We start from the raw sequence: 25,281 nt of genomic DNA, 5'->3' as shown, positions 1-25,281 counted from the left end.
GAATTCAAATAAAATGTATATTTTAATAAGAGGTAAAATTCAGTTATTTCCCGGTGGTATATTTTATTTCCTAAGAAATAAAGAAGCAGCTTCGAAAAAAGCTGCTTTAAGAGTTAGTAATTCTTTTATTAATAAGTTGAATACATAGTAGAAATACGAGTGACATACCGATAGTAATAACTACAAGTGTCCAGGCGAGTTGCATATTACTTGCGTCAATGGCCATGTAAATTGCAGTCGGGATTGTCTGTGTTTTACCAGGGATATTCCCGGCAAACATGAGTGTAGCACCAAACTCACCGAGCGCGCGGACAAAGCTCAAAATCATCCCGCTTAGTAAGGCAGGAAATGCGAGCGGAAGTGTAACGTGCAGAAAAACTTGATATTCACTTGCGCCAAGGTCACGAGCACTTTCTTCAATTTGTACATTTGCGATAGAAAATCCCGTTTTCGCTGATTGGTACATAAGCGGAAATGCAACAACTGTAGAAGCAATGATCGCAGCAGTAGATGTGAACATAATAGACTGCTGAAATAATGATTCAACCCACTTTCCGATCAGGCTGTTGTTTCCAAAGATGATAATGAGAAAGAAGCCGATAACAGTTGGTGGAAGTACCATTGGTAATAAAAATATGGTTTCTAATAGTACTTTATATCGCCATGAGGAGCGAGCTAGTGCTCGCCCGACAATTGTCCCTAAAATTGTAACGAGAATAGTGGCGCATGCAGCTACTCTTAAAGATAGAAAGACAGGCGATAAAATAGCATCAATGCTCATAGTAATTACGACAGGACTGTAAATCCATATTTCTTAAAGATAGATTGTGCATCTTTTGACTGCAAATACTCATAAAATGAAGTCGCCTCTTTCTTATGTTTAGATTCCTTTATAACACCTAAAGGATAGTGGATTGGCTCATGAGAAATAGCTGCTGCTGTCTCACCAATCTTTACTTTATCCGAAATGAGAGCATCTGTTTTGTATACGATACCAGCATCGACATTCCCTGTTTCTACATATGTTAACACTTGGCGAACATCTTTTGTAAATACGACTTTATTTTGAACATCATTCCAAAGGTTTTCGTGTGTTAGAGAAGCCTTTGCATATTTGCCAGCAGGTACAGATTCAGGTGTACCAAGTGCAATTTTTTTGATTTTCTCATCTTTTAAATCTTGAAATTTTGTAAGAGAACTATCTTTAGGGATGACTAGAACTAGTTCATTTCCAAGAAGATTTTTCCCTTCTTTTTCATTAATGAATCCTTTTTTTACAAGGGTTTGGAATTTATCTTCTGCTGCTGAGAAGAATAAATCAGCAGGTGCACCTTGTTCAATTTGTTGTTGAAGTGCTCCAGAAGCACCGAAGTTAAAAGAAAGTTTGATATTTGGCTCTTTTTCTTTATATTGTTTTTCGATTTCTTTTAATGCATCTTGTAAGCTTGCAGCAGCTGAGATAGTTAGTTCAACTGTTTTATCCTCTTTAGCAGCTGGCTTTGTATGCTTTTCCCCATTTGTACAAGCAGCGCTAAATATAAGAAGGAAAGAAAGTATAAGTGCCCCGATGGAACGTAATATAAATTTATTCATAAAAAAATCCCCTTTCATTTTGATACACCTAATTATAACTAAATATAACTAATTATAACTAGTTATAATTGAATATAATTTGAACATATATCTATTTTTAAAAAATAGGAGAAATATTCTTTTCTTTGTTACAATGAAAGGAGAAAGTGAGGAATCGTCTATGGATCATCATTCCTACACAACGGAAGAAGTAGCAAAGCGATTAAAAGTATCAAAATTAACTGTATACGACTTAATTAAAAAAGGAGAACTTCCTTCTTATAGAGTTGGTAGACAGATGCGCATTGATGCAGCAGATTTAGATCAATATATAAAGCAAATGAAAACAGGAAAAGTACAAGTTAATCCTGTAAAAAACGATGGTAGTAGTATCTTGAACACGTGTATTATTAGTGGTCAAGAACTAACGTTAGATATGTTAGCTAAACGTATAGAAAATCGTTTGCCAAGTTCTAATGTTTTAAGAGCGTATCAAGGTAGCTTAACGAGTTTAGTGAAAATGTATCAAGGAGAAGGAAGTATCGTTAGTTTGCATTTGTTTGATGGTGAAACGGGTACATATAATATTCCTTACGTAAAACGTATTTTAGTAGGACAGCCATGTCTTATGATTAATTTATTGTCCAGAAATGTAGGGTTTTATGTTCAAAAAGGAAATCCGAAGAAAATAAAGACATGGGCTGACATATCCGGGTCCACTATAAAGTTTGTGAATCGAGAAAAGGGTTCTGGTATTAGAGTGTTAGTGGATGAACAATTACGAATCCAAAAATTAAATAAAGCTGATATTAGTGGATATGAATGGGAAGAATCGAATCATCTTGGTGTTGCCACGCAAGTTGCAAATGGAAAAGCTGATGTAGGAGTAGGTTCAGAAAAGTTTTCGCAAATTGTAAATGTGGACTTTATTCCAATCATGAAAGAACAGTATGATTTAGTAATTTTGAAGAATAAAGAAAATGAAGAGCTGATTGAAGTTGTGAAAGACATTCTGCAATCGGAAGAATTTCATAATGAATTAAATGCGATTGGCGGATATGATATTACGAAAACAGGTCAAATTGTATATGAAATAAAGTGAAACTTTAATCAGTGGGGGGTTCTTCATCCCCCACTGATTATTAGTTGAACCAATCGGACTTTAATGGGCAGCCCGACCCCTACCTAACTTCTTTGCTTTCGCTGAATTTTGAGGTGGGGGTCTTACTGCCCATTAAAGCGGGACAAACTAAAAAGCTGCTTGTCTATAAGACGAGCAGCTTTTTCTATATATAAAGGGGTTTGGGGAAACAAAGTGTTAAATAAGACCTTGAGCAAGTGTATAAATGAAAGCCGTAAGAAGAGTAGCTCCACTTGCAAGTCCGATAAAGTCTGATTTGTTGAAAGTAATGTTGTTCATTATAATCTCTCCTTATTTGTTTAATGTAGTTGCAACAGCTTTTGCATCGACAAGTGCGGATAGCACCATGCCCATTGTATTTAAAAATTTATTTGATTTCATATTGTTCATCATGCGTATCCGCTCCTTTTCGAGTTGTTGTTGCCCTGCTTATGTCTTAATTATAGGGAATATGGATACTTGCAACTATCGAATTAGCTTACGAAAGACTTACACTTTTGTAAGAAAAAAAGACATTCATGTAAGAATGTCTTTCACAGCATATTGATATGATGATGGTCTTCAATTGTTTTTAAAAAACTACGCATTGAATTCGTCATATAGCTATCTTTACGGCGTATGAAAACCGTTGAAATACTGCCGTATTTTTCAGGGATTGCATGACAATGTACCTTACCTGCTTTAGAAAGATGATGGACAGCAGACTGTGGTACGAGTGTAATTCCGAGACCGAGTGCAACACTGTTTAATATTGTCTCTAATATATTGAATTCCATAATTCTTTTTGGTAGCAAACCTTCATCTTTAAGCCAACGTTCTAGTTTGGAGCGGTATCCACATCCTTGGTTAAAAACGAGTAGAGGCGTTGTTGTAAATTCTTCTATATGAAAGGCTTTATTTTGTGTTATAAGCATTAATTTCTCTGTACTAACATCGTATTGTTCGATTAGTGGATGTTTAATAGGACCTGATATAAAGGCGCCATCTAATTGATGATCAAGTACTTCTCTAATTAATTCTTCTGTTAGACCTGCTTGTAATGATAAATCGACATTCGGATAACTTTTATAGTAAGAAGATAAAATGGTAGGCAGTGTACTTACTGTTTCGACTGTACCGATTTTTAATATACCAGAAGGTGTTTCGCTATCTAAAAATACTTGTTTTAGTTCGTCGACATCTTGCAAAATTTTACTAACATAAACGAGCATTTTTCTTCCTTCAGCTGTTAAAGTCATTCCTCGTTTATGGCGGTAAAAGAGTGGGGTTTTTAATTCGTTTTCTAGTTGTTTAATACGTGCAGTTACATTTGATTGTACATAATTTAATTCCTTTGCTGCGCTACTTACACTACCCTGATCGGCAACGCTTTTAAAGATTTGTAAGTCTCGTAATTCCATTTTGTAATCCCCCTTGATGTTAACTATCATTATAAATGATAGTTAACATCATTTTGAATCATTTTACGTGATATATTTTTTCTTTTACAATTCTCTTTGTGCAAATAGAAAGAAACGGGGGATTGCGGTGAGAAGAGGTCAAATGATAATAGGGGCTTTGGCGTGTTTAATTGCGAGTATGTCATGGGGAGCGATGTTTCCAGTTGCTGATCATGCACTAGAATACATAGATCCATTTTATTTTTCGCTTATTCGCTATGGAGCAGTGGCGATAATGCTGATTGTATTGTTGTTAGTGAAAGAAGGAAAACAGGCATTTTGTTTAGAGGGAAGAGGAAAGTTACTCGTCTTTTTTGGAACGATGGCATTTACAGTATATAATGTCCTCATATTTTTAGGGCAAATGTTAATGGGTAAGTCGGGTGTAATGGTAGCTTCCATTATGGAAGCACTTATGCCGATGATTTCTATTTGTATTTTATGGGGATATAAGCATATAAAACCGAAGAAGTATATGATAACGAGTATGGTTATTGCTTTTGTAGGAGCTGTGTTTGTTATTACAAAAGGTGACATGAGTTTCTTTGTAACATTGAAAGATAATATGTTCCCATTAGCGTTTATATTTATTGGTGTTGTAGGGTGGGTTATTTATACGATGGGTGGTCAAACTTGTAGTGATTGGTCAATATTACGTTATTCTACGTTGACGTGTGTATTCGGTACGACTGTTACAGCGATTATAACGGTAATTATTACGTCGCTTGGATATATTTCAGTTCCGAGTATGGGAACGATTTCTATTGTGAAATATGATTTGTTATTTATGATGACATTGCCAGGTATTGTAGCGCTACTTGCTTGGAACTATGGTGTGAAAATTTTATCATCCATTAATGGGATTTTATTTATTAATTTTGTACCAATTACGACTTTAGCTATTATGATGATGCAAGGGTATCAAATCACAATGTTTGATATTATAGGGACTGTACTTGTTATTGCAGCGCTTATTCGCAATAACGTTTGTCAGAGAAAAGAAGAAAATATAAATAAGAGAGTTTTACAAGAAGAACAATTACGTCAAGCTGTTTAATAGGCAAATGGAGGATTTCACATGTTAGAAAGTTTATTGTTTTTCTTCGCCGTCGGAGTTGCCTGTGAGCTTGCAGCAATTAATCGAAATGGTCGTAAAAAGATAAAACAACAAGCTGAGCTAATACAGCTTTTAAAAGAATTGAAAGAAAGAAAAAATTAAAAAGACGACCGGGCATAGACGGTCGTCTTTTTCTATATAAAGGGGAAAGGGGACACAAGGTTATACAAGCATAGCAGCGTAAATAAAAGCAGTAAGAAGAAGAGAGCCGCTAGCTAATCCTAAAAAGTCTAATTTGTTAAAAGTGATGTTATTCATAATGAGTTCTCCTTACTTGTTTAATGTAGAAGCAACAGCTTTTGCGTCGAAAAGAGCTGATAATATCATGCCCATTGTATGTAAGAAATTGTTCATTTTCATATTGTTCATCATATCAATCGACTCCTTTTCGAATAGTTGTTGCCCTGTTTCTGACTTAATTGTATGAAATATAGTGAGAAGTAACTATCGAATTAGCTTACAAGAAAATTACACTTTTGTAAGAATTGAAATTTAACAATTCATACTTAATTTTATTACCAACTCCTAAAACTTAGTGTTATAATCGTTATAAGAATATGATTATACTTCGGATGTTTAGAAAGGAACGAAACCAATGTATAAACCAATTACATTTTTGTTGAAATATATATTTAAAACAGCTGGGAAAGTAGAAGTGCAAGGAAGAGAAAAGTTACCGGAAGGTGGTCCGTATGTTGTTGCGTGTACACATACAAGTTTTATGGATGTATTAATGTTAGCTACAGGGATGTACCCAACTCAAATTCATTACATGGCAAAAAAAGAATTATTTGAAGGGAAATTCAAAAATTGGTTCTTTAAAAATGTAAATGCATTCCCTGTAGATCGCGCGAATCCGGGACCAAGTACACTTAAAATTCCATCACGTTTATTAAAAGAAGGAAAGGTAGTAGGGATTTTTCCGAGTGGAACGAGATCAGCGGAAGATGTTTCATTAAAAGCGGGTGCTGTGACAATTGCGATGCGTTCTAATGTACCTTTAGTGCCGGCAGCTTATGTTGGTCCATCAAGTGTAAAAGAATTAATAAAGGGGAAAAAGGCACAATTGATTTTTGGAGATCCGATTCAAATTGAGGCTGGAGAACAAATAGATCGAAAAACTGCTATGAAAATGATGACAGATCAATTAAATGAGAAGTTTGAGGAGTTAAAAGAAGCTTTGCAATCAAATCAAAAATAAGAAAAGACGACCGGGCATAGACGGTCGTCTTTTTCTATATAAAGGGGAAAGGGGACACAAAGTTATACAAGCGTAGCGGCGTAAATAAAAGCAGTAAGAAGAATCGAGCCACTAGCTAGTCCTAAAAAATCTAATTTGTTAAAAGTGATGTTATTCATAATACATTCTCCTTACTTGTTTAATGTAGAAGCAACAGCTTTTGCGTCGATAAGAGCGGAAAATACCATGCCCATTGTATGTAAGAAATTGTTCGTTTTTATTTTGTTCATCATATTAATCCGCTCCTTTTCGAATAGTTGTTACCTTGTTTCTGACTTAATTGTATGAAATGTTGCGGAAAGTCACTATCGAATTAGCTTACAGAAAAATTACACTTTTGTAAGAGAAACGAATGAAGGTGTAATGATAAGAAGATTTGACATATGTTCATGGGATTCATTAAGTTAAAGATAGAGGTGAGTGTATGACTAATATTAAAGATATCGCAAAGATGGCGGGAGTTTCAGTTACGACTGTTTCGAGAGTGTTGAATGATCACCCATATGTAAGTGAAGAAAAAAGAAAAGCGGTTATAGAGATAGTTGAGAAATTGAATTACTCGCAAAACGCAAATGCTGTTCATTTATCAAAAGGGAAGACGAATATTGTTGGTGTAATTCTACCTTACATTAATCACCCGAGCTTTGATGCAATGGTAGGGGGAATGATGGAGGGAGCGTTAACTCATAATTACAGGGTGCTACTTTGCCAAACGAATTATAATAAAAAAGAAGAAATGAAAAGTTTACATATGTTAAAAACAAAACAATTGGATGGTCTTATTATTTGTTCACGTGCAAATGATTGGGAAACGATAGAACCGTATGCTTCTTACGGCACAATAATTGCTTGTGAAGATAATAATGATATTTCAAACATCTCAAGTGTATATACGAATCATTCAGCGGCCTTTCAATTAGGAATGGATTATTTGATTGAGAAAGGTTATAAAAAAATTGGTTATTGTACGGGAAGAAAATTAGGGCCGAGTAGTCAAAAGCGTTTTGATGTTTATAAACAGCAATTGCAATCTATAGACGAAGAGGTTAATGAAGAATGGATTTTTACAGAATGTTTTACACTAGAAGATGGTGTGAAAGTGGCTCATAAGTTAAAAGAGATGCAGGATCTTCCTGAAGCATTAATAGTAGCAGGCGATGAAGTTGCGATTGGGGTTATGACAGAGGTTGAAAAATTAGGGATTCAAGTTCCTGAGGATTTAGCGATTATTGGCTTTGATAATCAACCTATCTCGCAAGTGTTACAATTGACAACTATTGATCAAAATTTAAAGGAGATAGGGAAAACTGCTTTTGAAATGTTGCATAGAAAAGTGAATGAAGAGAGTTCTGAACAAGAAAAGCTGGAAATTCCATACGAACTTGTGGAACGCTCTACAGTTTAATTTTAACCCGTTATGTGTATAATCGCATAACGGATTATTTTTTTGAAATACCTTTGACAGGAAACGCGTTTCATACTTTATAAAGGAGTTAAACCGGTTTGTAACAATCCATGGATTCTTTTCAAGAATAGTATTTGGAGGGATATGCATGAATGAACTTTTATTAAGTGTGAACAAGTATATAGAGGATAACGAAAAAATGTTAGCCTTTGTAGTAGGGATCTTTGAGAAGGATAATTTTATGTTATGTTACCAACATGGAATTTTTGTTGCCACTACTAGACGTCTCCTTTTTTACGGGAAATTTCCGTACTATCCTTCAACATTTAAAGAGTACCCATATTTGCATATAGATAGCATAGATTTTCATTCGTACTTTGAGTTTACTTATAATCATGAAACGGTTAGAGCTAAGCATATTCAGAAAGGGAATGTGGAGCGATTTGTCCATGTAGTTAGAGCAAATATGAATAATTAATCAACCCTCTGTTTAAACATAATATTTCAATTTTTAAGAGGGAAAATGCGGAATAAAAACCACTTCTAAACCTCTAGGAGATAGTGATACAATGTCAAATGGGGGGAGGGTATGAACTATGGTTAATCAACGTATAAAGGAAATAACACTAATTACAATTGGTTCATTATTATTCGCAATTGGTATTAATTACTTTGCAATTCCAAACCGTTTATCGGAAGGTGGAATTATTGGTTTAACGGTTGTTACGTACTACTTATTTGATTGGTCACCAGGGATTGTGAATTTTGCTATAAATGCAATTTTACTAGCTATTGGTTATAAATTTTTTGATAAGAAAACAATGATTTATACAATTTTAGGGATTGTAGAAACATCTTTGTTTTTATACGTTACAGAACATATTGAGTATCATGTAAATAGTGATACATTATTAGCAGCTTTATTTGCTGGTTTATTTGTGGGTATTGGATTAGGCTGTATGTTCAAAGCCGGAGGTACATCGGGAGGATCAGCAATCTTAGCTCAGTTAGCAAATCAATATTTAGGTTGGAGTGTAGGTAAAGGTGTACTAATTATTGATATTGTTGTAATTGCTGGTTCTGTATTTATAATAGGGCAAGAAAAGGCAATGTATACACTTGTAGCTGTGTTCATTGGAGCGAAGGTGATTGATTTCATTGTAGAAGGAATGGACACAAAAACGGCTGTTACGATTATTTCGAATCAACCAGACTTAATTCGTGAAGCTATTACGAAAAATATGACACGCGGTGTTACTGTATTAGAAGGGCGCGGCGGATATACTGGTAAAAATAAAGAAGTTTTATATGTTGTTATTAATAAACAAGAGCTTGTTAAGTTAAAACAAGTTATTAGTCGGGTAGATGAAGATTCTTTCGTTGTTATACATGATGTACGTGATGTACTTGGCGGTGGCTTTAAAGCAAGCTAAAAGGTGAACGAGCAAATTCGTTCACCTTTTTTAATTCTTACAAAAATGTAAGTGTAATGTAATGAGATTCAATAGTAGATTTTATTCCCCCTTTTTAAAATGGATGTATATATATCCTGCAGAGGAGGAATGTTTATTATGAAGAAAAAAATGATCACTACTATAATAGCGATGATAGTGATAGTAGTAATGTTACTGCCTACGAAACTTGGACCGGTTATCGATAAATATAATCCATTTTATAAGACGAAAGAATACTATACGGTTGTGAATACAATTGGTCAGCATATTGGTGATGAGTGGTATGAATATGAATTTATTGCATTCGATGAACGTGGTAGAGAGCAGAAAATAAAGAAAACGGTTAAGCATATGTTAAAGAGAGATGAAGCATTAAAGGTTTTTGCAAAAGGACGTTACGGTGAATCGATTGAAGAGATTGAGGTTGCAAATATTCCTATAAATGCGAAGAGCAAACTTTTAACGATGAGATAGTAAAATATACCCCCAGCTATTTTTTGTCGAAAATAAAAATACTGGGTAAGGGTATTTTTAAGATTAACAAAAAAGCCTTAGTCCATATAGACTAAGGCTTTTTTATTATATAAAGAGGAAGGGGGTACATTGTAGTAGCATGGGTGAAAGGTATAAGAAGAGTAGCTACTAGCAATGTAATTTGGTTATGTGAGTGTTCTTCTTATTTGGCTTACTTCCTAACTTTATTGTACGAAATATAAGTAAGGGGAACTATCGAATTACATTACACATAACTTACAAACATGTAAGCCTTCTGTAATGTAATTCGATAGTTAAAAGATAGTAATTTTCATATAGTGTAACTAGAAAGTCTCAATGTATTACTTTCTGTTTGTAATGAAGAATGAAAAACCAACTAATTTTTAATAATCCTCATCTGAATAAAGATGGGGATCCTTTTTTAAACCTTACAACATTGTAAGGTTTACGTAAGTTAATTCGATAGTAAATTTGTCATATTTTTTGCATAATAGATACAGATAGAAAAATAATTAGGGATCTAGTAAGAAGGGAGAAGAATGGGATGCGTAAAGAAGAAGTAGTGAAGTTACCAATTAAAGATTTCTGTAGCTACTTTACTGTTGCCGTAGTGTGTATTGGATTATTTGATATCATAACAAACTTAATTGTTAAATAATATAGATGCTAAAACAAGAAAGGAAGTCCTTTCTTGTTTTTTTTATGGGGGCATAAAGATGAAATGGATTGATAGTCATATACATGTTGATCAATATAAGGATGAAGAGAAGAGCAGATTACTGAAAGAGGTGGAAAATAGTAATGAAATAAAGGGGCTTATTGCAGTATCTATGAATTATCAATCTTGTAAGGAAACGTTATCTTTAGCGAAGAAGTATCCCTTTATATATCCAGCGATAGGGTTTCATCCAGAGCAACAGATTCATAAAGAAGAGTGTGAACAGATTTATCAACTTATTGAACAGAACGCAGAGGAAATTGTTGCGATTGGTGAAGTAGGTTTGCCCTATTATTTGAGAAAAGAAGATGAAAGAATTGCTGCAGATCCATACATAGCTGTATTGAAAAAATTTATAGAACTAGCTAGTAAGTATAATTTGCCGATTGTATTACACGCAGTTTATGAAGATGCTGACATTGTATGTGATTTGCTAGAGAAATATAAAGTTTCACGTGCACACTTCCATTGGTTTAAAGGAAGCGATGAAACAATGAAACGGATGATGAGAAATGGTTATTATATTTCGATTACACCGGATGTTTTACATAAGGAGAAGATTAGAAAAATCGTTTCGTATTATCCGCTTGAATATATGATGGTAGAAACAGATGGACCGTGGGAATTTCAAGAGGGTGTTATAACGCATCCAAGAATGATTCGAGAGGTATTAAAGGAAATTAGTTCTATAAAAAACATATCCATTGATAAGGTCGCAGAAACAATATATGAAAATACAAGTCGATTTTATTTGAAAGGATAGGAGAATTATAATTTTCATAATGTAACGGAAAAAGTAAAAGTTGAATTTATTTAATAAAATGCCACGGTTTGATATATGAAAAAAACCACCGAGCGTTCCGCTCGGTGGTTTTGTATTAGGATTCTAATTTTTTCGCACGTTTTAATAATAAAAGAAAGACAATGATAACGAACCCCAGTATAAGGAAGAAGCCATATTGCTTTATATAATCAATTATGTCATTCGCACTGGTTGGTTTTTCAACGTGAATGCCGTCTTTATTCGTCGTAATATGAATATCTTTCATTTTTACTTCATTCTTTTCCTTTTGTAAATCAATCCATTCTATATTTGGAATACTTTCTAGATCCTTTAATACTTCTTTTAATGGTTTCACACCTAAGTAAGGATGATAGAATGCACCAATAACTCCATCTGATAATTTAGAAACAGATAGAGCACGTTCTTTCATTTTAGCAATAGTTTGTGGCGTATCTTCTTCAATAAATCCGACTGTTTCAGGCAATAGTTTCATTCCATGTAAAAATGACGGAGTACTTGTATAATATGGTGAGTGCATGGATTTCCAAGTTGTATCATTTAACTGTAGTTGTCCTACATAAGTTGAAAAGTACCTTGATAATATTTCATATCCTTTTTGAGACATCGTGTAATGAGGTGCTTCAAAGGCAACAGGATATAGTTTAGCATCTACAAGTTCTTGAATTCCTTTTTCGATATGATCTTTCGTATATTTTTCCTCGAATTCTTCCCCTTTTTTTACATATTGGTTATATGCCTCTATATTTGGAAAGTCATCTTTTGTCTTCGGTTTTTCATGCTTCGGTTGGCGAATTGGTTGATCTGTTTTTACATCCCAAAATTCAAAGCCCTCACCTGTTTCACTGTCATAAAATTGGTGAGTATAACCATGCATAATAATTGCTGCACCATCATCTTGCATAGAGCGTAAAAGATCAACTAGTTCTGGTCTATCTTTTAAATGTATTATCTTTCCTGTATCTGGATCTTTATATACCGGAATAACAGTAATCATGTAAGGCATCTTTTTCTCTTTTAGTAATTCAGCAATTTCTTTCAATTGATTTATATCTGCTGCTGGGTGAACATCCTCAAGGCGTAAATAAGCTTCAACTTTATTTTTCGTTGGTTTTTGGCCGAAATAAGAAAATAACATTTCACCGACGTAATGAGACATCCAGTCAAAGAGGTTAGGTGTTGCAACATAATAAGATGTTTCATGCTGAACAATTAGTGGATTAGTGTTATTTGAGCTTAAGGCGTTAGCAAGCAAAGTTCCATTCGTATCAAATAATTGAATTAATCGTTCCTCTTCTAAGGTATTTTTTAGCTTCTTGTCTGGATATTCAATTTTATTAACTCGTATATCATCACTCTTCAAAGTAATGAAAGAAAAACGCTTAGATAATTGTTCAACATTTTGTCCTAATACTAATATAGGGCCGGAGAAGTTTTCTAGAAATTGTTTCGTTTCATCAGAAAACGCTTCTTTTGTTTCACCGATATAAACAATATGTGTATAGGAGGATACGTTATTAATTGAAGTTGCTTCTTTTAATTTTTTTACGGTTATATCATTTGTAAAATGTCCTAATTGAGTATTAAGGATTTGGACATTATTTGAAACTTTATCGTCTTGTGTACTATACAAAACAAGTACTTTTGGTTTTGATGATGTTTGTGCAGAGGTGTAGGTAGGGATGAGTAGTAAAATGCTGAACAAGAGTGTTAGGCATTTTTTCATTTTGTACGCTCCTATTCTATATATAGAGTTCAGTTTACAATTATATACAATAAATGCGTTATAGTCTATGAAAGTTACATTTTTGCCCGTATTTACCAGCTGTTTTTTCACAAAATCGGTCTAAAGCATGATGATAATATGTATAGTTATTTGCTATGATAAAAGAGTAATAGAATGTAGGTAATTGTAAAGGGAAGGCTGAAAGGGGACAAATTTCAGCGGAGAAAGAGGTAGAGGTAGTGAAGAAATTCTTTGTAGGATTTTTAGTTGTTCTTGGAGTATATTTATATTTCCAAGGAAAGTCTGAAGGAATGGATAAGCTAGTGAATGGAACAAGCTATGTTGATTCAGAAGAAGCAAAACAGATGAAACAAATCATTATAGAGGAAGCGAAGAAAGTAAATCTTCCAGAATGGATACCTCTTGCAATTGCCGAGCATGAAAGTCGATTAAATCCAAGAAGTGTTGGAGATAATGGAACTTCATTCGGATTGTTTCAACTACACCGCGGCGGCGGGCTTGCACCAGAACATTTAACTGATGATGAGCTGAAAGATCCACGTACAAATGCGCAAATTGCAATGCCGCATTTAATGAAAGGATATAAGCGTGGGGTGCAAAAAGGTTTGACTGATTTTGCATTACTGAAATATATAGCGAATACATCTGGATGGCCAGGGAATTTAGGGCCAGAGTGGACGGATAATAACATGAAGTATAACATCGGATTAGAAGATGTGTACTATCGAAATAAAGGTGTAATAAAAGAGTAGGTTTTCTATACCTACTCTGTTTTTTTATGAATAATTTCATTCTTTTCTTTCGTGAAATACTGCGTGAGTTGTATTTTCACCTCTTCTAGTTTTGTAGAAACTTGCGGTATTTTATATCCTACATACAATGGTGAAACGACAAATCTAGGTACAACTTTACAAATAATTTTTCCATTTAAGTAATAGAAGAATAAGTTATAACTACTGCATCCTTTATGGAAATCTGTCAGTATGTAACGTACAGTTTGCTGAATGTAATTTGCCATTTCATCTATATATGAAATATTATCAATGATTATATTGAATTCAGTGAAGCCAATAATGGGACGCTCTGAAATATTAAGCTCAATGCGTTCATTTTTTTGAACAATTAACCCTTGGAAATTTTCTTCTTCAATATTTTCAAGATAATCTACATATTTCATTCCGATAATTTGCATGTGTGCATGATGCAAACTTCCACCTGAAAATGGACCGTGATTTTTATATAAAATCACAGATGCGAACTCTTCGTTCTTCTGTAAGTGTAACCAATGTTGAATAGAAAATTGCAGTAATTTTCTCATATGTTCTTTTGTATATGTTGCGATATGATCTTCGCAATTATCGGTTTCGATTAACACTGTTTGAAATGTATCTTGTAATGTAGGAAATTTATTTTTTAACCAAATAATAGAACCATCAGTTGCTAAAATATCCGTTAATTGTTCTTTATCGCAAAATGGACATGCAGCGCTTCTATTCCGAATACTTTCTGGTTTTTGTTTACCGATATCGTTTAAAAAATATAGTTGTTGTGTATCCATTTGTATATATGCCCCTTTAAAATATGTGTAAAAATCCCGCTTAATACATTCGGGAAAAGGAGAAGGAAATCCTCTAAAGGAATAGGGGAAAAATAAAAGACAAGATATCCTCATTACGATAGGGTACCTTGTCTTTTATTTTTTCTCTAATAGCGTGTATGGATAATATAGAACATTTTCATTATTTTTCTTTTTTCTCTTTTTTATTGTGTATAAGGTAATTGCTGTGCTTGCAATTATAATAATGGCTTTCTTCATATTCATATACCCCTTTTTATTGTTGGTTTAATTCTTGGCTAACTGCTTTTGCATCGACTAAAGCGTGTAAAATCATTTTCACCATGTTCATCATATTTCTTCACTCCTTTTTATAGTTCATTTAGTTCTTTTACAACTGCTTGTCCGTTCACTAATACCTCAAAGATTGCTTTTACGATTTCTTTTATCATGTTTGTTTCCTCCTTTTGTTTGTCTCGCTTGTTTACATCTTTATTGTATAGGGAGGCATCTTTTCGTACTATCGCTTTCCATTACGTGAACATAACAGTTTTGTAAGATTTGATGTCACTTATTGAAATGTTTAGTCTATCTTCATTATTTTCAGAAAAATGACTATTCAAACATGAAATTGGAAAGTATAATAAAGAAGTAAGTATTAAATTCCGTACGAAAGGGGTGAATGAGATGAAACGTTCTTTAGCTGCGCGTGCCAAATTTTTAGATTTTATCTATTTTTGTCGTGCGATTTTTCATGATGTAGTTGTTAACGGGATACGTATGCCCTTTTTTAACAATTGCATAGTGACTATTGAACGATAGAAATCTCTTCACCCATTTTTAATAAACGTGTGAAAAGGGAGCTATTTGGCTTCCTTTTTCTATGCCGAAAACCATGGGGAATGTTTCTTTCTCATGGTTTTTTATATTGAAAGGAGTACGGAAAATGACTATTTGTAGTGTAAATAATGTAACGAAATCTTTTGGTGGAAACATCATATTTGAAAATATATCGCTTGAAATAAAGAATGGTGAACGTGTTGGGTTAGTTGGTCGTAACGGTAGTGGGAAGACAACAATCTTTGGGCTTCTGACGGGAATGGAGAGTTTGGATGCAGGAGCCATCCATATGAAGAAAGGTACACGTATTGGTCATGTCGCACAAATTCCGAAGTTTGATGAGTTCATGACTGTATATGATGTATTGAGTTCCGCTTTTAAAGTAGAAAAGGAATTAGAAAAAGAAATGCATGCTCTAGAAAAAAATATGGCGGAGGAGCAGGAACAATCTTCTTTGCAAAAGCTAATGGAGAGGTACGGAATAATTCAAGAAAAATTTGCATTTCTCGGTGGTTATGAAATAGAGGCAAATATAATGAAGGTAGCAAATGGCTTACAAGTAACAGACTTATTTCCAAGAGTATTTACGGAATTAAGTGGAGGAGAACAGACGAAAGTAAGCCTTGCATATATGCTATTGCAGAAACCAGATTTACTTCTATTAGATGAACCAACAAATCATTTAGATTTGTTTGCAGTTGAATGGTTAGAGAAATTTTTAAAAGAATATAATGGAACAGTTATGGTTATTTCACACGATCGCTATTTCCTTGATGAAGTTGTAACGAAAATTTTTGATCTGGAAGATGGAGAGATTCACGTGTACCATACGAATTATTCTCAGTTCGTTGAGGAGAAGGAAGAAAGATTACTTCAAGAGTTTCAAGCTTATCAAGAGCAGCAAAAGAAAATAAAGAAAATGAAAGAAGCAATTAAGCGCCTACGTGAATGGGCAAATCAAGCGAATCCTCCGAATGAAGGATTGCATAAAAGAGCGAGGAATATGGAACGTGCGTTAGAGCGTATAGAGAAATTAAAGAGGCCGATTTTAGAAAGAAAACAGATGGGTCTTCAGTTTGAAGGGCAAGAGAGAAGCGGAAAAGATGTTGTTGTAATGAAAGAAGTGAGTAAAGGTTTTGCTGGCCGATCTTTATTTGAACAAGCGAATTTACATGTTCGTTTTCAAGAGCGTGCTGCTATCGTTGGTCGTAATGGTACAGGAAAGACTACATTATTAAAACTACTATTAGAAGAAATAAATCCAGACGTTGGTGAAATTCGAATTGGTAGTAGTGTCAAAATTGGTTATTTATCACAACATGCATATGAAAATATGAAGAGTAATGTATTGGAAGCATTCAGAGAGAATGTGGCTGTAACAGAAGGAGAAGCAAGACATATATTAGCTAAGTTTTTGTTTTATGGTCCAGCAGTATTTAAGAAAGTAACGCAACTTAGTGGCGGAGAAAAAATGAGATTAAGACTTGCGCAACTTATGTATCAAGACATCAATTTTCTAATTTTAGATGAGCCGACAAACCATCTTGATATTGAATCAAGGGAAGTTTTAGAGGAAGCCCTTGAGCAATATAACGGAACGATTTTAGCTGTTTCACACGATCGATATTTTTTAAATAAGTTATTTGAAAAGACGTACTGGATTGATAGATGCAAATTATTTGAGTTTGCAGGAAACTATGCATGGGCTCGTCAAAAGTGGGAAGAAAAGCTTGAGGAGGAAGTAATAAAGCATAAGCACCATGGAAGAAAAAGTGTTGAAGCAATCTCTATAAAAAAGAAAGATTCTAGAAGTTTTGCGGAGATTGAAAACGAGTTAATGCATATAGAAGAAGATATATATGCATTAGAAAGTGAAATGGAATATGTAGCTGATGTTGAAAGACTTGAAAAATTATATGAGGAAAAAACGAAGAAAGAGTTGTTACGAGCAGATTTATATAATGAATTAGAGAATATGGTGGAGTAATGAGTAGAAAGCCACTTCCTTTCAGTTTTGCTGGAGGAAGTGGCTTTTTTCATAATAATATTTTGCTTTAAAGGTTAAATGAAGCGATGTGTTTCACGTGAAACAGTAACTTAGATAAATCCATTTTCCTTAATTTGCATAGTTTGTGAAACATATGAAAATGATAAGCTGAAAAATAAATGTCATTAGTGGTTTTTCGATAGGAGTAATTACAAAAACAAAGGCTAATTATTTCCCGAGAGATAAAGTGAAACTTTAATCAGTGGGGGTCTTACTGCCCGGCAAATAGCGGAATAAATATGTGTAACAGAGACTAGTGAATGAAAACAAAAAGAGAGCAAAGTTACAGCTTTACGCGCTGAACTCTGCTCTCTTTTTGCGTGGCATCTTCTTTCGTTGAAATTATAATAGCGATCCCGAGCATGATAAAAAAAGCTAAAAAGAGGACGAACTTTGGGAAGAACGGGAATAGTAATAGCGCTCCGACTATCATAATTGTTAATAATACGTAGTGCAGGACGTATTGGAATAGGTTGTCCATATTTTCGCCCCCTTTTTTGTAATTGGTTATTAGTATTCTATGTTTCATACTGAAGGAATAGAAGTAGATTTTTAAGTTTTAATACGAATTATAGCTGAGTTTTCTTAAAGTATAAATGTAGAGTGATAATTTTGGAAAAATTCTAAAAATATTTATTTAGAAAGAATTGACAAAACATAATGAACGATATAAGCTAATAACCATAAAGTCTACCGGAAAGGTCGGAATAAGATTGTTACCCCTCAAAAACATCTATTTTTTACGATTAAAACCGACTTTTCCGATTGGCTATAAATGTTGCTGTGGGAGGCATACATAAGGTAATTCGTTCAGAGGGTATAATCATAAAAAGTTAGGGTGGGGACAATGAAGAAAAAGACAAAAAAATGGGCTGGTGTATTTTCGGTATTAATGAGTAGTTCGCTTGTGTTGTCTGCTTGTGGGGGACAGGAGGACGCGGCTTCTACAGAGCCGGTTAAACAGCAGGATTTAAAAAATGTGAAAATTGAAAAGATCGCTGCGACAGATAAAACGAAAGTGCCAGACAAAGCGAAGAATAGAAAAGATACGTTAGTAGTTGGTATTAGTAAGCCAGGCGGCGTATTTTTGCCATACTTCCAACAAAATGGTTGGGATGGAAACGTAACTTCAGTTATTTTTGCATCTCTCGTATCAACCGATAAACAAGGGAAACCAATTCCAGAATTAGCTGAGAAGTGGGACGTTTCTTCTGATCAGTTAACATATACATTCCATTTACGTAAAGATTTGAAATTTAGTGATGGATCGCCATTAACGGCGGATGATGTAGCTTTCACATTGACGCTTTTACATGATAAGGCATATGAAGGTGAAGTAGATATCTCTCAATATGCGGTTAAAGGTGGTAAAGAATATAAAGAAGGGAAAGCAACTTCAATTGAAGGTATTCAAGTTGTTGATCCACAAACAATTAAAATTACAACTGAAAAAGTGAATTCACAAGCTATATTTGTTTTAGGAGGTACAGTACTATCAAAAGCTTATTATGGAAAAGATTATAAGCAAAATACAAGCTTAGATTACTTAAAAGATTTATATGGAAAGCCATTAGCTGCGGGTCCATATAAATTTGAAAAGTATATTCCAGGTCAAGAAGTTCGTTTTGTAGCAAACGAAAATTATTATGCGGGTAAACCAAAAATTCAAAACTTCATTTATAAAATTACTTCTGGTGATACGAAGCTTCAGTTATTCCAAACAGGAGAAGTTGACCATACTGGCTTAGGTACTGGTGATGAGGTTCTTGAACAGGCTAAGGCTTTAGAATTCGCAAATATCCAAATTGAAACAGCACCGTCATTTAGTTATATTTATATGAATAATAATAAGCCTTACTTAAAGGATAAAAAGGTTCGCCAAGCACTTATTTACGGATTAGACCGCAAAAAATATGTTGATACAGCGTTAAAAGGATACGGTACAGTAGCCAATGTACCAATTCATCCAACTTCTTGGGCTTATACGGAAGAAGGAGTTAATAAATACGAATACGATAAAGAAAAAGCGAAAAAATTATTAGATGAAGCAGGGTGGAAAGTTGGTTCGGATGGAATTCGTGAAAAAGATGGTCAAAAATTAAAACTTTCTTATTTCGGTCCAAGTTCGGCTAAAGATAGTGATTTATTAATTCCGATTGCGAAAGAGAATTATAAAGAAATAGGTGTAGAGTTTAATCCTGAATTTATGGACTTTAATACGATGCTTTCTAAGGTAAACAAAGGGGATTATGATTTAGCTTCTGTTTCGACACCGATTACAAGTGATCCGAGTGAAACAGCTGGTGAATATTTGTCTACTGCAAATGAAACTAGTCTTGGTTATAAGAATGCAAAAGTAGATGAGCTAATTCAAAAAGGTATTGAAACTGTAGATATCGAAAAGCGTAAACCTATTTATAAAGAATTGTATAAAGAATTAAGTGATGATCCACCAGTAATTCTATTAAACTACCGTAGAACAATTACTGGTTATAACGGGAATATAAAAGGAATTGATCCTGAAAAGTACAACAGTATTAGTGCAAACTTACCAGTATTATCATTTGAAAAATAACGATAAGAATGTATAAGTAGAAGACATTTTTTCATTCGGTTAGTAATGTGCCGCTTTGAAAAAATGTTCTTCTATTTTAAGCATAAGATTGGAGAGAAAAAGGGTGAAAACATATATTGTTCGTAGGTTGTTACAAATGATTCCTACACTGCTTGGTACATCAATTATTATCTTTGTCCTGTTCGCACTTCTTCCTGGGGATTATATTGATTCAAACCCGAAAATTACACCGGAAAGAGCAGCTGAACTGAGGGAGTTATATGGGTTGAACAAACCAATTGTTGAGCGTTATTTTCATTGGTTAGGTAATGCATTGCAAGGGGACTTTGGCTTCTCGCTTCAATATCAAGAGCCTGTAACGTCATTATTAAATAAATTTATTTGGAATTCTTTTAGTGTAGCAATTATTGCATTGTTTTTTATTTGGCTAATTGCACTTATTATCGGTGTATTCTCGGCGACGAAGCAACATTCTTTATTCGATAAACTTGTAACAATCGGTGTTTTTGCAGCAATGTCATTCCCTTCATTCTTTATCGGTTTGTTTTTAATTAAGGTGTTTGCGGTTGACTTTAAGTTATTACCGATAGGTGGAATGATTGATGTTGGCAGTAATTCAACAGGATTTGCTTACGTGATAGAAGTTGCAAAACATATGATTTTACCAGTATTTATTTTGACACTTCTTGGGGTCGGCTCGCTAACTCGTTATTTTAGAACAAGTATGTTAGAGGTTGTAAGACAAGATTACATACGAACAGCAAGAGCGAAAGGTTTGAAGGAGAAGACGGTTATTTATAAGCATGCATTAAAAAATGCAATTTTACCGGCAATTACGTTATTAGCATTTGAATTACCTGGATTGTTTTCTGGGGCAATTATTATTGAACAAATTTTTAATTGGCCAGGGATTGGTAATATTCAATTAGAAGCATTAAATTTCCGTGACTATACAGTATTGATGGCATTTACGATGTTTCTTTCTTGTTTAACAATCGTTTCAAACTTTTTAGCAGATATCGTATATGCAGTTGTTGATCCAAGAATTCGGTTGAAGTAAGGGGGAAAGAAATGGAGACTGTTACAGTAATTACAGAAAAAAAAGAAAAAAAGAGAAGAAATGAATCATCACCATGGCGACAAGCTTTTAAAAAGATAAAGAAAAATAAGATGGCACTTGTAGGGTTTTATGCATTAATTTTTATGTTTTTATTTTGTTTTATCGGTCCGTTCTTTTCTCCATATGCATCAGGAAAAATACAAGTTGCGCTCATTAACAAACCACCTAGTTTTTCTCATTGGCTTGGTACAGATCAATTAGGAAGAGATATTTTAACAAGGCTTATGCAAGCGGGACGTATTTCATTAACCATTGGTTTAGCTTCAATGGTTTTATCGGTTATACTTGGAGCTTTATTAGGAGCGATTGCAGGTTTTTATCGTGGTATTGTGGACAATATTATTATGCGACTTGCAGATATTTTAATGTCGATGCCAGGATTACCGTTACTTATTATAATGGGTGCGATTTTATCAGAGTGGAAAGTACCGTCTGATTATCGTTTGTATGTCATTATGATTATTTTAAGTTTAGTAGGTTGGCCAGGGCTTGCACGCCTTGTAAGAGGGCAAATTTTATCACTTAGGGAGCAAGCATTTATGCAAGCTGCGGATGTGTTAGGAATAAAAGATTACCGGAAAATTATATATCACTTAATACCTAATGTTTTACCCATTTTAATTGTCGTATCTACATTAGGTGTTGCAGGTTCTATTTTGGGAGAATCCGCACTAAGTTACTTAGGTCTCGGAGTCGTTCCACCTACACCATCATGGGGGAACATGATTAGCGCAGCTAACTCATTAATCGATTTCCAAAAGCGTCCATGGTTATGGATTCCGCCTGGTTTTGCAATCTTTATAACAGTTGTATCAATTAATTTACTTGGTGATGCACTTCGTGATGCATTAGATCCAAAGATGAGACGGTAGGTGAGGAGATATGAGTAAAGCGGTAGTAGAGCTGAAAGATTTACAAACACACTTTCAGACAGAAGAAGGGACAGTAAAAGCTGTGAATCATGTTAGTTTTTCTGTTCGAGAAGGTGAAACTGTTTGTGTTGTAGGTGAATCTGGTTGCGGAAAAAGTGTAACGGCGTTATCTATTATGGGACTTATTGCTGAATCAGGCAGTGTAGTAGGTGGAGATATTTTATATGAAGGAAAAAGTCTTTTAGGAATGAAAGAGAAAGAGCTTCGTAGTTTACGAGGGAATGATATTGCGATGATTTTCCAAGAACCGATGACATCGCTAAACCCCGTCTTCACTGTAGGAGAGCAAATTGTAGAAACGTTAAGGGAGCATGAATTACTTAGTAAAAATGAAGCATATAAGAAGGCAATTGAGTTAATTCGTAAAGTTGGCATAGCCCGCGCTGATGAAATCGTCCATTCTTATCCGCATGAACTGAGCGGCGGGATGTTACAACGTATTATGATTGCTGTTGCACTTAGTTGTAATCCTAAGTTATTAATTGCGGATGAACCAACAACAGCTCTTGATGTTACTATTCAGGCTCAAATATTGGATCTACTAAGACAAGTGAAAGAAGAATTTAAAACGTCGATTTTATTAATTACACATGACTTAGGTGTCGTAGCGGAAATGGCTGATTATGTTGTCGTTATGTATGGCGGGAAAGTTATTGAAGAAGCCCCAGTACTAGAGATATTCCAAAATCCAAAACATCCTTATACGAAAGGATTATTGAAATCAAAACCAGTAATGGGAAAACGAATAGATAAACTATATTCTATTCCAGGGCAAGTTCCGAATTTAGTTGGTTTAGGTGAGTTTTGCTACTTTAGTGGGCGTTGTGAGCATTGTATGGAAATATGTGAAAAAGAAGCCCCAAATCTAAATGTAAATGATGAAAATCATAAAGTAGCTTGCTGGCTATATGAGGAGCGTGCGGAACAATGAGTGAACCATTATTAGAGGTGAAAAATCTAAAGACATATTTTCCAATTAAGGGTGGCGTATTTAGTAGAACAATTGGGCATGTAAAAGCGGTTGATGGAGTAAGTTTTACTATTAATAAAGGTGAAGTGTTTGGTCTCGTTGGCGAATCAGGGAGCGGAAAAACAACAATAGGAAAAACAATTTTACGCCTCGTTCAAAAAACGGAGGGAGAAGTGAAGTTTAAAGGGAAAGATGTTCATTCTTTATCCAAGGATGAATTAAGAAAACATCGCCCTAATATGCAGCTCGTTTTCCAAGATCCATTTAGCTCATTAAATCCGAGAATGAGAATTGGAGAAGCGCTTGGAGAGCCAATGTTGGCCCACGGATTAGCGACGAAAGAAAATGTTCGTGAAAAGGTAATTGAAGTATTGGAGTTATGTGGGTTAGCTCCTTATCATATTGACCGGTATCCCCATGAGTTTTCTGGTGGACAACGTCAGCGTATCGTAATCGCAAGAGCTATGGTATTAAATCCGGAATTTATTGTAGCTGATGAACCTGTGGCGGCACTAGATGTATCTATCCAAGCACAAATTATTAATTTATTTAGTGAGTTACAAGAGAAAAAGGGATTATCTTATTTATTCATTTCGCATGATTTAAGTGTAGTAGAACATTTATGTACGAAAATCGGAATTATGTATTTAGGTACGATTGTGGAGACAGCACCGCGTGATGAGTTATTTACCAATCCGCTACATCCTTATACGAAAGCATTGTTATCAGCTGTTCCAATACCAGATCCAACAGTGAAGCGAGAGCGAATTATACTAGAAGGGGATATTCCAAGTCCGGCAAATCCACCTTCGGGCTGTCGTTTTCATACACGTTGCCCATTTGCGACGGATGTTTGTAAAAAAATAGTACCAGAATTCCGTAATGTTGGTGCAGAGCATTTTGTTGCTTGTCATCACGTATAAAAAAGGACTCTTTCAAATTGAAAGAGTCCTTTTTTATTTACTAGATGAAGTTTGTTTCAATACAAATTGCTCGATTGCGTGAGCAACACCATGTTCATTGTTTGTTAATGTTACAACATCACATAGCTTTTTTACATCTTCTTCAGCGTTGCCCATTGCAACAGATAAGCCTGCTACTTCTAACATCGGTACATCATTAAAATTATCACCAATAGCAACTGTATCTTCAATAGGGATATTAAAATGAGCTGCCATCTGCTGTATCCCGTTTCCTTTATGTCCATTCTTATCCATAATTTCTAAGTTAGTAGGAGCTGATGCTGTAACCATAATATCAGCATCTTCTTGTAATATACTTAATAGTTGTGCGCGATGCGCTGCATTAAACGTTAAAATGAAGAATTTAGATATTTCTAGTTCTTGGTTATTTACAACATCTTCTATTTCTTTGAAATCAGTAATTAGGTTCGATTTCTTTTGCTTTTCTGTAATTCGTTCAAGTTCCTCTAATGTAACATCAAGCGCATGCTTATTTTCTTCGAATGCTTGCATCACTTGATCTTGCCATGTATATGGAGAATAAACTCCTTTATTCGTATATAGCTTATATGGGAAACCTTCAGATTCTAGTAATTTTGCAAGTTTGTACACTTTGTCGTTTTGTATACAACGCGAGTTAATTACTTTTCCATCCACATAAACAATAGCCCCATTGCTTGCTCCGACTGGAAGAGATAATTTATATTCTTCCAATAGCTTTAAAGCATCCTCTTTCGCACGACCAGAACAGATCATTACAATATGACCAGCTTCTTGTGCAGTTTGGATTGCTTGTAGGTTTTCTTTGGAGATTTCAAGATTAGATGATAGTAGTGTACCATCCATATCTAATGCGATTAATTTCAAAATGACCACCTCTTTGTTTTCATTATACATAGTTATATAGAGGAAACATATAAACTTATCTTGGAAAGACGGTATTTTATCTCATATTAAAAGTAAGTAAAAGATTAGATAGGTTTAGTGTCACTAAATAAACGATTTATAACAAAAATAGGGAGGAATATGACTACATTTCACTTTATGACTGTAATGTTACACAAATGTTACAAACGTGAACTTAGTGAAAAACGCATTAAATAAAGGTTTTTGAGGGTTATTATAAAAAAACGTAAAAAAAGTGTAATAA

The 25,281-nt window shown here is 34.3% G+C and carries 28 protein-coding genes; 17 read left to right on the top strand and 11 right to left on the bottom strand.

Annotation, left to right across the window (positions count from 1 at the left end; translation table 11 throughout):
- Window positions 1-106: 106 nt before the first annotated feature.
- Entirely contained in the window at window positions 107-781 is a 675-nt protein-coding gene (gene modB / locus DN404_RS25565) for a molybdate ABC transporter permease subunit (protein ID WP_119682844.1), read from the bottom strand.
- A gap of 5 nt (window positions 782-786) precedes the next feature.
- Window positions 787-1,593: a molybdate ABC transporter substrate-binding protein gene (modA, locus tag DN404_RS25560; protein WP_149215605.1), complete on the bottom strand. Its 807-nt coding sequence runs from the start codon at window positions 1,591-1,593 to the stop codon at window positions 787-789.
- A 160-nt stretch (window positions 1,594-1,753) separates the two neighbouring features.
- Here modA and DN404_RS25555 point away from each other — a divergent pair, with 160 nt between their 5' ends.
- Window positions 1,754-2,674 (top strand): substrate-binding domain-containing protein, encoded by a 921-nt coding sequence (locus DN404_RS25555; protein WP_006919713.1) that lies wholly within the window; start codon window positions 1,754-1,756, stop codon window positions 2,672-2,674.
- A gap of 216 nt (window positions 2,675-2,890) precedes the next feature.
- Here the strand turns inward: DN404_RS25555 and DN404_RS25550 are convergent, their stop codons facing one another.
- Both DN404_RS25550 and DN404_RS25545 read right to left on the bottom strand, forming a co-directional pair.
- On the bottom strand, window positions 2,891-2,992 hold the full coding sequence (locus tag DN404_RS25550; RefSeq protein WP_001060017.1) for a DUF3948 family protein: 102 nt from the start codon (window positions 2,990-2,992) through the stop codon (window positions 2,891-2,893).
- A 254-nt stretch (window positions 2,993-3,246) separates the two neighbouring features.
- Window positions 3,247-4,113: a LysR family transcriptional regulator gene (locus DN404_RS25545; protein WP_000423031.1), complete on the bottom strand. Its 867-nt coding sequence runs from the start codon at window positions 4,111-4,113 to the stop codon at window positions 3,247-3,249.
- A gap of 127 nt (window positions 4,114-4,240) precedes the next feature.
- On the opposite strand from DN404_RS25545, the gene DN404_RS25540 reads away from it, so the two are divergent.
- Window positions 4,241-5,209: a DMT family transporter gene (locus tag DN404_RS25540; protein WP_149215604.1), complete on the top strand. Its 969-nt coding sequence runs from the start codon at window positions 4,241-4,243 to the stop codon at window positions 5,207-5,209.
- A 21-nt stretch (window positions 5,210-5,230) separates the two neighbouring features.
- Window positions 5,231-5,371 (top strand): YrzO family protein, encoded by a 141-nt coding sequence (locus DN404_RS25535; RefSeq protein ID WP_000894065.1) that lies wholly within the window; start codon window positions 5,231-5,233, stop codon window positions 5,369-5,371.
- 60 nt (window positions 5,372-5,431) lie between these two features.
- Here DN404_RS25535 and DN404_RS25530 read toward each other — a convergent pair whose 3' ends face one another.
- Window positions 5,432-5,527 carry a DUF3948 family protein gene (locus tag DN404_RS25530; protein WP_064774791.1) on the bottom strand — a complete coding sequence of 32 codons (96 nt, stop codon included), beginning with the start codon at window positions 5,525-5,527 and terminating at the stop codon, window positions 5,432-5,434.
- 337 nt (window positions 5,528-5,864) lie between these two features.
- Between DN404_RS25530 and DN404_RS25525 the strand changes: the two genes are divergently transcribed.
- Window positions 5,865-6,470: a lysophospholipid acyltransferase family protein gene (locus DN404_RS25525; protein ID WP_000277778.1), complete on the top strand. Its 606-nt coding sequence runs from the start codon at window positions 5,865-5,867 to the stop codon at window positions 6,468-6,470.
- A gap of 62 nt (window positions 6,471-6,532) precedes the next feature.
- On the opposite strand, the gene DN404_RS25520 is transcribed toward DN404_RS25525, so the two are convergent.
- The gene (locus DN404_RS25520) at window positions 6,533-6,628 is read right to left on the bottom strand and encodes a DUF3948 family protein (RefSeq protein ID WP_001059999.1); all 96 of its coding nucleotides are present in this window, start codon (window positions 6,626-6,628) and stop codon (window positions 6,533-6,535) included.
- Window positions 6,629-6,933: 305 nt separating this feature from the next.
- Between DN404_RS25520 and DN404_RS25515 the strand changes: the two genes are divergently transcribed.
- The 5 genes from DN404_RS25515 to DN404_RS25495 all read left to right on the top strand — a co-directional run bounded on the left by DN404_RS25515 (window position 6,934) and on the right by DN404_RS25495 (window position 11,344).
- The gene (locus DN404_RS25515) at window positions 6,934-7,914 is read left to right on the top strand and encodes a LacI family DNA-binding transcriptional regulator (RefSeq protein ID WP_006919721.1); all 981 of its coding nucleotides are present in this window, start codon (window positions 6,934-6,936) and stop codon (window positions 7,912-7,914) included.
- Between the two features lie 148 nt (window positions 7,915-8,062).
- Entirely contained in the window at window positions 8,063-8,392 is a 330-nt protein-coding gene (locus DN404_RS25510; protein ID WP_001004230.1) for a PH domain-containing protein, read from the top strand.
- Window positions 8,393-8,510: 118 nt separating this feature from the next.
- On the top strand, window positions 8,511-9,347 hold the full coding sequence (locus DN404_RS25505; protein ID WP_000248038.1) for a YitT family protein: 837 nt from the start codon (window positions 8,511-8,513) through the stop codon (window positions 9,345-9,347).
- A 138-nt stretch (window positions 9,348-9,485) separates the two neighbouring features.
- Entirely contained in the window at window positions 9,486-9,842 is a 357-nt protein-coding gene (locus DN404_RS25500) for a YxeA family protein (protein WP_000728422.1), read from the top strand.
- A gap of 737 nt (window positions 9,843-10,579) precedes the next feature.
- Window positions 10,580-11,344: a TatD family hydrolase gene (locus DN404_RS25495; RefSeq protein ID WP_016124200.1), complete on the top strand. Its 765-nt coding sequence runs from the start codon at window positions 10,580-10,582 to the stop codon at window positions 11,342-11,344.
- 115 nt (window positions 11,345-11,459) lie between these two features.
- Here DN404_RS25495 and DN404_RS25490 read toward each other — a convergent pair whose 3' ends face one another.
- The gene (locus DN404_RS25490) at window positions 11,460-13,109 is read right to left on the bottom strand and encodes a DUF2334 domain-containing protein (RefSeq protein WP_149215603.1); all 1,650 of its coding nucleotides are present in this window, start codon (window positions 13,107-13,109) and stop codon (window positions 11,460-11,462) included.
- Window positions 13,110-13,348: 239 nt separating this feature from the next.
- Here DN404_RS25490 and DN404_RS25485 point away from each other — a divergent pair, with 239 nt between their 5' ends.
- Window positions 13,349-13,882 (top strand): transglycosylase SLT domain-containing protein, encoded by a 534-nt coding sequence (locus tag DN404_RS25485; RefSeq protein WP_000713249.1) that lies wholly within the window; start codon window positions 13,349-13,351, stop codon window positions 13,880-13,882.
- 11 nt (window positions 13,883-13,893) lie between these two features.
- Here DN404_RS25485 and DN404_RS25480 read toward each other — a convergent pair whose 3' ends face one another.
- Both DN404_RS25480 and DN404_RS25475 read right to left on the bottom strand, forming a co-directional pair.
- Window positions 13,894-14,688 carry a DUF4931 domain-containing protein gene (locus tag DN404_RS25480; RefSeq protein WP_025710407.1) on the bottom strand — a complete coding sequence of 265 codons (795 nt, stop codon included), beginning with the start codon at window positions 14,686-14,688 and terminating at the stop codon, window positions 13,894-13,896.
- Between the two features lie 135 nt (window positions 14,689-14,823).
- Window positions 14,824-14,952: a hypothetical protein gene (locus tag DN404_RS25475; protein WP_002023099.1), complete on the bottom strand. Its 129-nt coding sequence runs from the start codon at window positions 14,950-14,952 to the stop codon at window positions 14,824-14,826.
- A gap of 420 nt (window positions 14,953-15,372) precedes the next feature.
- Here DN404_RS25475 and DN404_RS31065 point away from each other — a divergent pair, with 420 nt between their 5' ends.
- Together DN404_RS31065 and abc-f are read left to right on the top strand one after the other, a co-directional pair.
- Window positions 15,373-15,507, top strand: a complete 135-nt coding sequence (locus DN404_RS31065; protein ID WP_000830643.1) for an RAxF-45 family protein — start codon at window positions 15,373-15,375, stop codon at window positions 15,505-15,507.
- 124 nt (window positions 15,508-15,631) lie between these two features.
- The gene (gene abc-f, locus DN404_RS25470; protein ID WP_000150889.1) at window positions 15,632-17,512 is read left to right on the top strand and encodes a ribosomal protection-like ABC-F family protein; all 1,881 of its coding nucleotides are present in this window, start codon (window positions 15,632-15,634) and stop codon (window positions 17,510-17,512) included.
- Between the two features lie 343 nt (window positions 17,513-17,855).
- Here abc-f and DN404_RS25460 read toward each other — a convergent pair whose 3' ends face one another.
- Window positions 17,856-18,053, bottom strand: coding sequence for a hypothetical protein (locus DN404_RS25460; RefSeq protein WP_000369248.1), 198 nt, complete (start codon window positions 18,051-18,053; stop codon window positions 17,856-17,858).
- 366 nt (window positions 18,054-18,419) lie between these two features.
- On the opposite strand from DN404_RS25460, the gene DN404_RS25455 reads away from it, so the two are divergent.
- From DN404_RS25455 to DN404_RS25435, 5 genes are all read left to right on the top strand, one after another.
- Window positions 18,420-20,147, top strand: coding sequence for an ABC transporter substrate-binding protein (locus DN404_RS25455; protein WP_000730692.1), 1,728 nt, complete (start codon window positions 18,420-18,422; stop codon window positions 20,145-20,147).
- 103 nt (window positions 20,148-20,250) lie between these two features.
- The gene (locus DN404_RS25450) at window positions 20,251-21,207 is read left to right on the top strand and encodes an ABC transporter permease (RefSeq protein ID WP_000860748.1); all 957 of its coding nucleotides are present in this window, start codon (window positions 20,251-20,253) and stop codon (window positions 21,205-21,207) included.
- Window positions 21,208-21,218: 11 nt separating this feature from the next.
- The gene (gene opp4C, locus DN404_RS25445; RefSeq protein ID WP_000451077.1) at window positions 21,219-22,139 is read left to right on the top strand and encodes an oligopeptide ABC transporter permease; all 921 of its coding nucleotides are present in this window, start codon (window positions 21,219-21,221) and stop codon (window positions 22,137-22,139) included.
- A 10-nt stretch (window positions 22,140-22,149) separates the two neighbouring features.
- Entirely contained in the window at window positions 22,150-23,130 is a 981-nt protein-coding gene (locus DN404_RS25440; protein WP_000030789.1) for an ABC transporter ATP-binding protein, read from the top strand.
- Window positions 23,127-24,092 (top strand): ABC transporter ATP-binding protein, encoded by a 966-nt coding sequence (locus tag DN404_RS25435; RefSeq protein WP_001294518.1) that lies wholly within the window; start codon window positions 23,127-23,129, stop codon window positions 24,090-24,092. The genes DN404_RS25440 and DN404_RS25435 overlap by 4 nt, the downstream gene beginning before the upstream one ends.
- Window positions 24,093-24,125: 33 nt before the next feature.
- On the opposite strand, the gene DN404_RS25430 is transcribed toward DN404_RS25435, so the two are convergent.
- The gene (locus DN404_RS25430) at window positions 24,126-24,998 is read right to left on the bottom strand and encodes a Cof-type HAD-IIB family hydrolase (protein ID WP_149215602.1); all 873 of its coding nucleotides are present in this window, start codon (window positions 24,996-24,998) and stop codon (window positions 24,126-24,128) included.
- Between the last annotated feature and the right edge of the window lie 283 nt (window positions 24,999-25,281).

Source organism: Bacillus sp. TE8-1, from assembly GCF_008368855.1.
Taxonomy (GTDB): Bacteria; Bacillota; Bacilli; order Bacillales; family Bacillaceae_G; genus Bacillus_A; species Bacillus_A cereus.
Note: the sequence above shows the minus strand (reverse complement) of the source record. Positions and strands in the feature narration are given on the sequence as shown.